Here is an 11,940-nt window from a genome sequence, read left to right as displayed (position 1 = left end):
ATGCCGGCGGGGTCGCGGCCGTCCTGGAAGTCGTCGTAGAAGCCGGCGGCGGAACCAAGGGCCGCGTATTCGGCGGCGTACCGGGGATCGTTGTCGCCGAGCGCGATGAGGGCTGCGGTTCCGATCGCGACGGCGTCCGCGCCAAGGGCCATGGCCTTGGCGACGTCGGCGCCGGTGCGGATGCCACCCGAGACGATGAGCTGGACCTTGCGGTGGACTCCGAGTTCCTGGAGAGCCTGGACGGCCTGCGGGATGGCGGCGAGGGTGGGGATGCCGACGTTCTCGATGAACACCTGCTGCGTCGCGGCAGTACCGCCCTGCATGCCGTCGACCACCACAACGTCCGCACCGGACTTCACGGCGAGCGCAGTGTCGTAGTACGGGCGGGAGGCGCCGATCTTGACGTAGATGGGCGTCTTCCAGTCGGTGATCTCGCGGAGTTCGCCGATCTTGATCTCCAGGTCATCCGGGCCGGTCCAGTCCGGGTGCCGGCTGGCCGAGCGCTGGTCGATCCCCACCGGCAGCGTGCGCATTCCGGCGACGCGTTCGGTGATCTTCTGTCCCAGCAGCATGCCGCCGCCGCCGGGTTTGGCACCCTGGCCGAGGACGATCTCGATGGCATCGGCCTTGCGGAGATCGTCCGGGTTCATGCCGTAGCGGGACGGGAGGTACTGGTACACGAGGTGCTTGGACTGGCCGCGCTCCTCAGGCGTCATGCCGCCGTCGCCCGTGGTGGTGGAAGTCCCCACCTCCGAGGCGCCGCGGCCCAGCGCCTCTTTGGCGTTGGCGGACAGGGCGCCGAAACTCATTCCGGCGATGGTCACCGGAGTCTGCAGGTGCAGGGGGCGGGTGGCGTGCCTGTCGCCGAGGACGACGTCGGTATCGCACTTTTCGCGGTAGCCCTCCAGCGGGTAGCGGGACATGGAGGCGCCAAGGAAGAGCAGATCGTCGAAGTGCGGGACCTTGCGCTTGGCGCCCCAGCCGCGGATGTCGTAGACGCCGGTTGCGGCGGCACGCTGGATGTCGGCGATGGTTGCGCGGTCGAACGTGGAGGACTCGCGGAGGCCCAGTTCAGCGACGTTCCGGGTGTCCTGCACGGGTGCGGGGAACGCGGTGTCCTGGGCTGGAGCACTCTGGGGAAGGGAGGTGATGGTCATGGTGGCTCCTAGTACGCCGTCGAGTTGTGGACGCTGAAGTGGTAGAGGTTCCGGGCTGAGCCGTAGCGCTTGAAGTCGGCCGGGTTGTCGGTGCGTCCGGCGGCAGCGAGCAGCCCGGCGAGTTCGGTCAGGTGCTCTTCCTTCAGGGGCTTTTCGATGCAGTCGGCGCCGAGGGAGGCCACGGTGCCTTTGACGTAGATCCGGGCCTCGTAGATGGAGTCGCCCAGGGCTTCGCCGGCATCTCCGCAGACCACCAGGCGTCCGGCCTGGGCCATAAACGCGGACATGTGGCCGATGTTGCCGCCCACCACAATGTCCACGCCCTTCATGGAGATGCCGCAGCGGGCGCTGGCGTTGCCGTCGATGACCACCAGGCCGCCGTGGCCGGTGGCCGCCGCGGACTGGGAGGCGTCGCCCTTGACGTGGACGCGGCCGGACATGATGTTCTCGGCCAACCCGACGCCGGCATTGCCCTTGATGGTCACATCGCCCTTTTGGTGCATCCCGGCCGCGTAGTAGCCGGCGTGGCCTTCGATGGCCACCGAGACGTTGGCGTTGATTCCCACCGCCAGGCTGTGCTTGCCCTCGGGGTTGGTGACGGTCCAGGACTGGCCGTCAACGGCGTTGTGCAGGGCCTGGTTGAAGGCGCGGACCGGGCTGCCGGCCAGGTCAACAACGAACGTTTCCTGCGTTGATCCGGTGCTTGCAGCGGTGCTGGTTTCTTGGCTGCTGGTTTCGGGCGCTGTCAGAGTGACCATGTGTAGACCTTTCCGGGTTCCGGTTCAAAGATGCGGGCGTTTTCGATGCCGGGCAGGGCGGCCAGGGCACGGTATTCGGAGGCCATGGCCACGTAGTCGTCGGTTTCGGCGATGATGGCCGGCTTGCAGGCGATGGGGTCCCGGACCACGGCCATGCTGTCCGCGGTGGTCACCACCAGCGTGTAGAAGCCGTCGAGGACCTTGCCCAGGTTGACCAGGGCTTCCTCGAGGGTGTCGCCCTGCTGCAGGCGGGAGGCCACGTAGCGGGCGCCCACCTCGGTGTCATTCTCGGAGTCGAACACCACGCCCTCGCGCTTGAGGTCGCGACGGACGGTGGCGTGGTTGGAGAAGGAGCCGTTGTGGACCAGGCAGAGATCGTCGGCAACCGAGAAGGGGTGCGAACCTCCAGCGGTCACAGCGGATTCAGTGGCCATCCGTGTGTGGGAAAGGCCCTGGCTTCCGGCCATCGCTTCGAGCCCGTGCTCGGCGGCGATCGCCATGGGGTGGCCAACGCTCTTCATCACCGCGACGTGCTCGCCGCGGCCAATGATGGTGGAGCCCGGGAGGGTTTCGCTGACCGCCTTCACCAGGAGATCAGTTCCGACGGCGGCGCTCACCAGGGTGGTATCTCCCACCACCCGTACCGCGGTACCGGCGTCCGAAGGCAGCATGCCGGCCACCGCGAGCTGGATCTCTCCGACAGGCAGGCCCTGGTCCTTGCCCAGGATGCTAAGCGTGGACGTTCCAGGCGAGACCAGGCCCGGGGTGTCATAGACAGCCATGCCCGCGGAGTCCGGGCCACGGTCCACGATCTGGCACATCATCGAGGACAGGAGGCTGCCCATCTGGGGGTGCAGCAGGGGGTTGCGCAGCTGCAGCGCGGCGATTCCGCACATGTGGGGTTCCTTTGCTTGGTGGAGCTGGTGCTTTGCTGGAAGTTCTTGGTTGGGAGGCGGGTCAGATGGACGTCAGGTACGTGCGGATTTCCCAGTCGCTGACCTGGTTGTGCCAGCTGAGGAATTCCTCTTCCTTGGCATCGGCGTAGTACCTGCCGATCTCCGCGTCGCCGCTCAGGCTGGCCAGGATCACCGGATCCTTCCGGAGGGCTTCGACGGCGTGCAGGAGGGTGGCAGGCAGAAGGTGGGCATCAGGCTTGGACTCGCCCGGGCCGGAGGGCATTCCCGGATCGACGGCGCGTTCAACGCCGTCCAGGCCCGCTTCGATGGCGGTGGCGATGGCCAGGTACGGGTTGGCCGAGCCGTCACCGGAGCGGAGCTCGATCCGCTTGTTGTCCGGAACGCGGATCATGTGGGTGCGGTCATTGCCGCCGAACGACGCCTTCCGCGGCGACCACGTGGCACCGGAGGAACTGGTGGTGGCACCCGAGCGCTTGTAGGAATTCACTGTGGGCGCCAAAAACGCCTGCAGCGCAGGAGCGTGCTCAAGGATGCCGCCGATGAACGAATACGCGAGCCCCGACAGCCCAAGGCCGCGGCCGCCGTCGTCTGCACTGCTCCCGTCAGCCGGGAACAGCGCCTCGGCGCCGGACCACAACGACAGGTGGAAGTGCAGCCCGGTGCCGGTCCGGTCTGTGAAGGGTTTGGGCATGAACGTTGCGGTCATGCCACGCTGTTCGGCGAGGATGTTCAGGATGTAGCGGAGGCTGACCACGCGGTCTGCGGTGGTGAGCGCGTCAGCGTAGTTGAAGTTCTGTTCGAACTGGCCGGCGGCGTCTTCGTGGTCGTTGGCGTAGTTGCCCCAGCCGAGGGAGTTCATCGCCTCCGAGATGGAGGTGAGGTGATCGTACATCCTGGTGACACCGCGGGCGTCGTAGCAGGGGCGGGGCGAATCGTCGCGGGCATCAGCGGTACTCAGCGTCCCGTCGTCGTTCCTGTTCACCAGGAAGTACTCAACCTCCGCGCCGATCTTGGCCTGCATGCCCTTCCCGGCCAGGCGGGCGAGCGTGTTCTTCAGGATGACCCGCGGGGCGTACGGCCAGGGCTTGCCGTCAACGTGCGGGTCGCAGTGGATGATGGCCAGGCCATCCTTGATGAAGGGCACGGGGGTGAAGGAGGCCAGGTCCGGGATGGCGATCAGGTCGGAGTCCTGGGGCTTCTGGCCAATCAGTCCGGCCGCGTAGCCGGCGAAGCCCATGGCCCCGGCCTCGAGTTCATCGGCGGCTTCAACGGGGACGAGCTTGGCGCAGGGCTTGCCGGTCATGTCCACGAAGGTAGCCAGGAGGAAGCGGACATCGTGGGCCTGGGCGATGTCCTTCAGGGAAATGTGATCGGCCGGGGTGATGGATGGTGCGGATACAGCAGGGGTTGCGACACTCGTCATCGAAACATTCCTGTCCGGTTGGTGTTAGCTACTAGTAAACCTTGTTGCACCAGAGTAGCCAAACCGCCGTTACGGGCGTCCTGCAGGAATGTTAAATCCTTGTTTCACGAAGGCCCGGCACTTCACCGGGAAAGCGGACCTGCCGCTTTTAGGCTGCACCCTAAGAGGCGAGCCTCGCAGGGGTCTTGGGACCAGGAGCGGTCATGTCGAGAGAAGTTTCCGGCCGGTTGATCTCGGCCCAGACCGCATCCAGGGAAAGGCCCACCACCTCGGCGATCGCGGCGATGGTCGGGAAAGCGGGGGTGGCCACCCGGCCCGTTTCGATCTTCCGGAGGGTCTCGGGTGAGACGCGGGCATCGAGCGCGATCGAGAGCATCGAGCGCTCGCCCCTGGCGCGACGCAGGAGAGCGCCGAGGCGTTCCCCGCGCTCCACTTCTTCGGTTGTGAGTGGCAATCTGACCATGGCTCCAATTCTAATACCGGGATAATATGGCCGGTATAGTTATTGGTGCTGAGGACTGCTACGAAAGGCGCTGCATGATCGAGATCCTGAACCCCGCCGAACTGGCCCGCGCAAAGGAAACAGGCGCCCTGGTCGCCAACATCCTGCAGACGCTGAAGGGCCGCAGCAAGGTGGGCACGAACCTCCTGGACATCGACCGGTGGGCCAAGGACATGATCGTCCAGGCCGGAGCGGACTCCTGTTACGTCGACTACGCGCCATCCTTCGGACGCGGACCGTTCGGCCACTACATCTGCACCGCCGTCAACGACGCCGTCCTCCATGGGCTGCCACAGGACTACGAACTGGCCGACGGCGACCTGCTGACCCTCGATCTCGCCGTCTCCAAAGCTGGAATCGCCGCGGACTCCGCCATCAGCTTCATCGTGGGCGAATCACAGCCCGCGGAGAGCGTGGCGTTGATCAGCACCACCGAACGCGCCCTGGCCGCAGGGATAGCGGCCGCCGGACCCGGAGCGCGCATCGGCGACATCTCCTACGCCATCGGCGCCGTCCTCAGTGAAGCGGGGTATCCCATCAACACCGAGTTCGGCGGCCACGGCATCGGATCAACCATGCATCAGGACCCGCACGTTCCGAACACGGGACGGCCAGGCCGAGGCTACAAGCTCCGCCCTGGGCTGCTGCTGGCACTGGAGCCATGGGTCATGGTGGACACCGCCCAACTCGTCACGGATGCGGACGGGTGGACGCTCCGAAGCGCGACGGGATGCCGGACAGCACACAGCGAGCACACCATCGCGATCACCAGGGACGGAGCGGAAATCCTCACCCTCCCGCAGTAGACCAGCGCCGGGCCAGCCTGCAGATTGGGACCTAGATCAGGCCCTGGGCAAGCATCGCGTCCGCTACCTTGACGAATCCCCCAATGTTGGCGCCGAGCACATAGTTGCCAGGTTCCCCGTATTCGTCAGCGGTGGCGGCGCAGCGGTGGTGAATCCCCACCATGATCTCCGTCAGGCGCTGTTCGGTGTGCTCGAAGGACCAGGAGTCGCGGCTGGCGTTCTGCTGCATCTCCAGCGCCGAGGTGGCCACGCCGCCCGCGTTGGCGGCTTTGCCCGGTCCGAACAGCACGCCGGCGTCCTGGAACACCGAAACCGCGTCACGGGTGGAGGGCATGTTGGCGCCTTCCCCGACGGCAAGGAGGCCGTTGCGGACCAACCTCGCGGCAGCATCGCCGTCGAGCTCGTTCTGCGTGGCGCACGGCAAGGCCACGGTGGCATTGACGTCCCACACGGAGCCTGCCTCCACGTAGGCAACGCCGGAACGGCGCAGTGAGTAGTCCTTGAGGCGTCCGCGTTCCGTTTCCTTCACCTGGCGGAGGAGCCCGACGTCGATTCCGGCCTCGTCCACGATGTAGCCGGAAGAATCGGAACAGGCCACCACCATGGCGCCGAGTGTCTGGGCCTTGGCGATGGCGTTGATGGCTACGTTGCCGGAGCCGGAGACCACGACGCGCTGGCCGTCGAATGACGTTCCGCGGGTCTTGAGCATCTCTTCGGTGAAGATCACGGTGCCGAAGCCGGTGGCCTCGGGCCGGACCAGCGAGCCGCCCCAGGAAATGCCTTTGCCGGTCAGGACACCGGATTCGTAGCGGTTGGTGATGCGCTTGTACTGGCCGAAGAGGTAGCCGATCTCGCGTCCACCCACACCGATATCACCGGCGGGGACGTCCGTGTATTCGCCGATGTGGCGGTACAGCTCGGTCATGAACGACTGGCAGAACCGCATCACTTCGGCGTCGCTGCGGCCGCGGGGGTCAAAGTCCGAACCGCCCTTGCCGCCGCCGATGGGCATGCCCGTCAGCGCGTTCTTGAAAATCTGCTCGAAGCCCAGGAACTTCACAATTCCGAGGTAGACGGAGGGGTGGAAGCGCAGGCCGCCCTTGTAGGGGCCCAGGGCGGAGTTGAATTCAACCCGGAAGCCGCGGTTGATCTGCACGCGGCCGGAGTCGTCGGTCCACGGCACGCGGAAGATGATCTGCCGTTCGGGCTCGCACAGCCGCTCCAGTATGGCGGCTTCGAGGAACTCCGGGTGCCGGTCGTGGACGGGTCCAAGGCTCTCGAAAACCTCGGTCACTGCCTGGTGGAATTCAGCCTCGCCGGGGTTCCGCGCCAGCACGGTATTCCGGATGGCTTCGAGCCGCGAGTCCACACTGTCTCCTCAAATTTATTGAATGTTCAACACACCATGGTAGCAACGATTAGTACCGCCGGACTTCCTGTAGCCTGCCCCGCAGCCTTTGATGGCCCTGCCAATGCCTGTCAGCGGGCATCTTCCCGTGGCATACTTCCCTAACCACGAGCCGGTACGATCAGCCGGCCGCAGGCAGGAGGAGCGGATCCATGCAGGGCCAGGTCAACGTGGACGAACCGGCATATCAGCATGTCCTGGACGCACTGAACCGCGAGCCGGCCCTGGCGGAAGGCGATCCGGGCAGCGCCTTCAGGCAACGCCTTGACCGTCACTTCCCCGAGCTCTGCGGGCTCTTCCACGGCCTGTACAGAACACGGGAGGACTGGCTTGACCAGCTCACCGCCCTGGTGGTCCAGTGCGCCCGCTCGTGGCAGGAGCGTCCGGCCGCGCTGAAGGCCGTCGACGCCGCACGGGAGGGGAACAGCAGTTGGTTCCTGTCCAACACCATGCTCGGCGGGGTCTGCTACGTGGACCGGTACGCGGACAGCCTGGACGGCGTCCGTGCCCGGATCCCGTATTTCAAGGAGCTGGGCCTCACCTACCTCCACCTGATGCCGCTGTTCCTGGCGCCGGAGCCGCATTCCGACGGCGGTTATGCGGTTTCCAGCTACCGCCAGGTCAACCCGAAACTGGGCACCATGGAGCAGTTGCGCGAGCTGGCGGCGGACCTCCGGAACAACGGGATCAGCCTCGTGGTGGACTTCATCTTCAACCACACGTCCAATGAACATGAGTGGGCCCGGCGGGCGGCAGCAGGCGATCCGGAGTACAGCGACTACTTCTGGATCTATCCGGACCGCACCATGCCCGACGCCTTCGAGCGGACCGTGCGGGAGATCTTCCCGGACGACCACCCCGGATCCTTCGTCCCGCTGCCGGACGGGCGCTGGGTGTGGGCCACGTTCCACACCTACCAGTGGGACCTGAACTACGCGAACCCGGCGGTGTTCCGGGCGATGGCGGGGGAAATGCTGTTCCTCGCCAACCAGGGCGTGGACATTCTCCGGATGGATGCGGTGGCCTTCATCTGGAAGCAGCTGGGCACGCCGTGCGAGAACCTTCCCGAAGCCCACCTGCTCCTGCGGGCGTTCAACGCCGTGTGCCGGCTGGCCGCACCGTCGCTCCTCTTCAAATCGGAGGCGATTGTGCACCCGGACGAGGTGGCGCTCTACATCGATCCCGCCGAATGCCAGCTGTCCTACAACCCGCTGCAGATGGCCCTCATCTGGGAGTCGCTGGCCACCCGGGATGTCGCGCTGCTGTCCCAGGCCCTGGAACGGCGGCACAACATTCCTGCCGGCACCTCGTGGGTGAACTACGTCCGCAGCCATGACGATATCGGCTGGACCTTCGCCGACGAGGACGCTGCCGAGCTGGGAATCAACGGCTTTGACCACCGGCGGTTCCTCAATGCCTTCTACGTCAACCGCTTCCCCGGAAGCTTTGCCCGCGGCGTGCCGTTCCAGGACAACCCCCGCACCGGGGACTGCCGCATCTCCGGGACCACCGCCTCGCTGTGCGGGCTGGAGGACGATCCGGAGCACGCCATCGGAAGGATCCTGCTGGCCCACTCGGTGGCCTTCAGCACCGGCGGCATCCCGCTGCTCTACCTGGGCGACGAGGTGGGGCAGCTCAATGACTATCAGTACTTCCTGGAGGAAGGGCACGACGCCGACAGCCGCTGGGTGCACCGGCCCCACTACCCTGCGGAGCAGTACGCCCGGAGGCGCAACCCCGGCACCCCCGAGGGCCGGATCTTCAGCGGCCTGCGCCGCATGACCGAGGTCCGGGCCTCCACTCCTGAACTGGCCGGGACCCGGCTGATCGGTTTCCACACCAACTCTCCCGGCGTCCTGGGCTTCCAGCGTCCGGGCAGCACTGTTTCGGCCGGTGCACGTCCGGCGAGCACCGTCCTGGTGCTGGCAAACTTCAGCGACGGCGTCCGGCAGCTCCCGGCAGTGACGTTTTCCGGGTTCGGGGCTGCCGCCGTCGAACTTCTCACCGAAACGGCAGTAAGGCTCGACGACGGTGTGACGCTCGCGCCGCACCGGTACCTGTGGCTCCGGGTTACTCCTTCCTGACGGCGCCCAAAGGCCCCCGAATGTCCGAATGGCGACACTGATTCACGGCCAATTGGGGGGATTGGGCGGGCCGTGAAAGCATACGGACCATGGCCCAGAAGATTGCGTACCAGGGTGAGCCCGGCGCCAACTCCAATATCGCGTGCATGCAGATGTTCCCTGAGCTGGAAAGCGTTCCCTGCGCCAGCTTTGAGGACGCCTTCGAGCTGGTATCCAGCGGCGAGGCGGAACTGGCGATGATCCCCATCGAGAACTCGATCGCCGGCCGCGTGGCGGACATCCACATCCTGCTGCCGCAGTCGCGCCTGCAGATCGTGGGCGAGTTCTTCCTGCCCATCCACTTCGACCTGCTGGGCATTCCCGGCAGCAGCATTGAAGCGGCCACGGAGGTCCACAGCCATATCCATGCCCTGGGACAGTGCCGGCGGCTGATCCGTGAAGCGGGGCTTCGCCCGGTCATTGCGGGCGACACCGCCGGTTCAGCCCGGGAGGTGCGGGAGTGGAACGACCCCACGAAACTCTCCCTCGCTCCTCCGCTGGCCGCCGAGATCTATGGACTGGAGGTGCTGGCTTCCCGGGTGGAGGACGATCCCTCGAACACCACCCGGTTTGTGGTCCTGGCGCCGGAAAAAGAGCTGCCCGGCAGGGATGAACTGGCCGGGCCGGCCGTCACGAGCTTCCTGTTCCGTGTCCGGAACGTCCCGTCTGCGCTGTTCAAGGCCCTCGGCGGGTTCGCCACGAACGGCGTGAACATGACGCGGCTGGAAAGCTACATGGTGGGCAACGAGTTTGCCGCCACCATGTTCATGGCCGACGTGGAAGGCCACCCCGAGGATTTGGCGCTGAGCCTGGCCCTGGAGGAACTCGCGTTCTTCACCACGGAAGTACGGATCCTCGGTGTGTATGCCGCCGCCGATTACCGGCTGGGCCAGGCGGCAACCGTCTAGGCGGCGCTGCAAAAGGCGCGGGGCCCCCGCTTACGCCCCGGGTTTGTCCGTACCGCTTTCACGCGGAGGTTCCACCACTGGCATGCTTCCCGTCGCTGTCGGAACGGGCGGAGTGAGCACCGAGGCGTAGTCGTGCTGGGTTGAGTACGTCAGGAAGCCCAGATGCGCCTCGTAACGGTCCAGGACGTCGTCGATGACCTGCTGGTGGGACAGCCCCATGAGGTCGTAGCCCTCCGAACCGGTCTGGGCGAAGACTTCCACCCGGTAGTAGACGTCCGTTTGCCGGGACATCCGTCCGCCGAACATCGGCACCGGCGCCTCCACCACCTTGACCTGGTAGTGGAAGTCGCGGTGGTCCGGGATGCTGACCACCAGCGCGTGGCTGGAAATGGCAGTGTGCTCGTCCGGGATCAGGTCCAGGGTGGCCTGGTAGCCCTGGTTGGTGAACTCCCTGACCACATCCGCCAGGGCAGGCTGCACCGTGCGTTCCATGAACTGGGCCACCTGCTTCTTCGACGGATACGAACGCATCCCTGCCAGCCGCTGGCGCCAGGTGCGGTCCGGCACGTGGCCGCCATGGGCCGCCGTCGACTGCCGCCGGAGGACCTGTCCTTCCCGTTCGGCGCGCTCCATGCGCAGTGCCTTGGAGAAGGACGCCATCACCAGCCAGGCGATGATCGTGACCGGCAGGGCGAAGATCAGCGTGGCGTACTCCATGGTGGTCACGCCTCCGGCCACCAGCATGGCGATGGTCAGCAGCGCGGTGAGGACAGCCCAGAAGATCCGCAGCCATTTGGCGCCGTCCTGTGACGGGTCCGGGATGGAGGAGGAGAAGTTGGACATCACCATGGCACCGGAGTTGGCGCTGGTGAGGTAGAACAGCATCCCGGACAGCGTGCCCAGGCCAATCAGGAACCCCGCCCCGGGGAACATCTCCAGCAGGGCATACCAGCCCTGCTCCGGGCTGTCCATGGCCAGTTGTGCGAACTCCGTGTTGCCGTTCAGGACCTCATGCATGGCACTGTTGCCGAAGATGCTGACGATCAGGAAATCGCACAGCACCGGGGCCGTGATGGCGGCAATGACGAACTCCCGCAAGGTCCGGCCACGGGAAATACGGGCCAGGAACAGCCCCACGAACGGACCCCAGGCGAGCCAGAACGCCCAGAAGAACAGGGTCCAGCCGGCCATCCACTCCGAGCCGCCCTCCTCGTAGGCGAAGGTCTGCAGCGTGCGGTCCGGCAGCGTGAACACAAACCGGCCGATGTTCTCCACCATGGAGTTCAGCAGGAAGGACGTCTGGCCGGTCACCAGGATGTACAGCAGCATGGCCGCTGCGCTCCAGATGTTCAGCTCCGAGATCCAGCGGATCCCTTTGTCCACGCCTGACGTACACGCCGCAATGGTCAGTACGACGGCGACAATCACCAGTGCGATCTGCAGGGCCAGGCCCTGCGGCAGGCCGAAAAGCATGGCGAAGCCGACGTTCAGCAGCACCACGCCGATACCCATGGACGTGGCAACGCCGAAGACCGTGCCCACCAGGGTCACGATGTCGATGGCGTCGCCCATTCCGCCGCGGACGCGTTTGCCCAGCAGCGGATAGAGGGCGGCGCGGATGGACAGCGGCATGCCCCAGCGGTAGGCGAAATAGCCCATGGCCATGCCCAGCAGCGCGTACATGGCCCAGCCGGCCACACCGTAGTGGAACATGGTCCAGACCACGGCGTCCTGGGCGGCCGCAGGGGTCTGGCCTTCGCCCACCGGCGGCATCATGTACTGGGTGATGGGTCCGGTCACGGAGTAGAAGAGCATGTCGATGCCCACCCCGGCGGCGAACAGCATGGCCACCCAGGTGAAGAGTTTGTATTGCGGGCGGGAGTGGTCCGGGCCGAGGCGGACAGACCCTTCCTTGGACAGGGCCACCCACAGCACGAA

Annotated in this window: 10 protein-coding genes; 3 read left to right on the top strand and 7 right to left on the bottom strand. The window is 65.9% G+C overall.

Annotated elements, in window-relative coordinates; all coding sequences use genetic code 11:
* The 5 genes from DBR22_RS02180 to DBR22_RS02160 form a co-directional block, all read right to left on the bottom strand.
* On the bottom strand, positions 1-1,157 hold a 1,157-nt coding region (locus tag DBR22_RS02180; protein WP_219928069.1), incomplete at its 3' end, for an FMN-binding glutamate synthase family protein.
* An 8-nt stretch (positions 1,158-1,165) separates the two neighbouring features.
* Positions 1,166-1,915: a protein glxC gene (locus tag DBR22_RS02175; protein WP_108597582.1), complete on the bottom strand. Its 750-nt coding sequence runs from the start codon at positions 1,913-1,915 to the stop codon at positions 1,166-1,168.
* Entirely contained in the window at positions 1,903-2,811 is a 909-nt protein-coding gene (locus DBR22_RS02170) for a glutamine amidotransferase (protein ID WP_108597581.1), read from the bottom strand. Before DBR22_RS02170 ends, DBR22_RS02175 begins: the two co-directional genes overlap by 13 nt.
* A gap of 61 nt (positions 2,812-2,872) precedes the next feature.
* A complete protein-coding gene (glnT, locus tag DBR22_RS02165; RefSeq protein WP_108597580.1) occupies positions 2,873-4,255 on the bottom strand; it encodes a type III glutamate--ammonia ligase in 1,383 nt (460 codons plus the stop codon).
* A 160-nt stretch (positions 4,256-4,415) separates the two neighbouring features.
* Positions 4,416-4,718: a helix-turn-helix domain-containing protein gene (locus DBR22_RS02160; protein ID WP_108597579.1), complete on the bottom strand. Its 303-nt coding sequence runs from the start codon at positions 4,716-4,718 to the stop codon at positions 4,416-4,418.
* A 74-nt stretch (positions 4,719-4,792) separates the two neighbouring features.
* Here DBR22_RS02160 and map point away from each other — a divergent pair, with 74 nt between their 5' ends.
* Positions 4,793-5,563, top strand: coding sequence for a type I methionyl aminopeptidase (gene map, locus DBR22_RS02155; RefSeq protein ID WP_108597578.1), 771 nt, complete (start codon positions 4,793-4,795; stop codon positions 5,561-5,563).
* Between the two features lie 31 nt (positions 5,564-5,594).
* Here the strand turns inward: map and gdhA are convergent, their stop codons facing one another.
* Positions 5,595-6,932 (bottom strand): NADP-specific glutamate dehydrogenase, encoded by a 1,338-nt coding sequence (gene gdhA, locus DBR22_RS02150; protein WP_108597577.1) that lies wholly within the window; start codon positions 6,930-6,932, stop codon positions 5,595-5,597.
* A 191-nt stretch (positions 6,933-7,123) separates the two neighbouring features.
* On the opposite strand from gdhA, the gene DBR22_RS02145 reads away from it, so the two are divergent.
* Together DBR22_RS02145 and DBR22_RS02140 are read left to right on the top strand one after the other, a co-directional pair.
* Entirely contained in the window at positions 7,124-9,055 is a 1,932-nt protein-coding gene (locus DBR22_RS02145) for an alpha-amylase family protein (RefSeq protein ID WP_108597576.1), read from the top strand.
* An 89-nt stretch (positions 9,056-9,144) separates the two neighbouring features.
* Positions 9,145-10,002, top strand: coding sequence for a prephenate dehydratase (locus tag DBR22_RS02140; protein WP_108597575.1), 858 nt, complete (start codon positions 9,145-9,147; stop codon positions 10,000-10,002).
* A 30-nt stretch (positions 10,003-10,032) separates the two neighbouring features.
* On the opposite strand, the gene betT is transcribed toward DBR22_RS02140, so the two are convergent.
* On the bottom strand, positions 10,033-11,940 hold a 1,908-nt coding region (gene betT / locus DBR22_RS02135; protein ID WP_108597574.1), incomplete at its 5' end, for a choline BCCT transporter BetT.

It is taken from the genome of Arthrobacter sp. HMWF013 (genome assembly GCF_003061105.1).
Taxonomy (GTDB): domain Bacteria; phylum Actinomycetota; class Actinomycetes; order Actinomycetales; family Micrococcaceae; genus Arthrobacter.
This window is presented reverse-complemented; position numbering and strand designations above follow the sequence as displayed.

Bases quoted from the DNA above. Each gene is read 5' to 3' on its own strand.
- DBR22_RS02145 (WP_108597576.1), top strand. From the start codon at position 7,124: ATGCAGGGCCAGGTCAACGTGGACGAACCGGCATATCAGCATGTCCTG.
- DBR22_RS02140 (WP_108597575.1), top strand. From the start codon at position 9,145: ATGGCCCAGAAGATTGCGTACCAGGGTGAGCCCGGCGCCAACTCCAAT.
- DBR22_RS02170 (WP_108597581.1), bottom strand. From the start codon at position 2,811: ATGTGCGGAATCGCCGCGCTGCAGCTGCGCAACCCCCTGCTGCACCCC.
- map (WP_108597578.1), top strand. From the start codon at position 4,793: ATGATCGAGATCCTGAACCCCGCCGAACTGGCCCGCGCAAAGGAAACA.
- glnT (WP_108597580.1), bottom strand. From the start codon at position 4,255: ATGACGAGTGTCGCAACCCCTGCTGTATCCGCACCATCCATCACCCCG.
- DBR22_RS02160 (WP_108597579.1), bottom strand. From the start codon at position 4,718: ATGGTCAGATTGCCACTCACAACCGAAGAAGTGGAGCGCGGGGAACGC.
- DBR22_RS02175 (WP_108597582.1), bottom strand. From the start codon at position 1,915: ATGGTCACTCTGACAGCGCCCGAAACCAGCAGCCAAGAAACCAGCACC.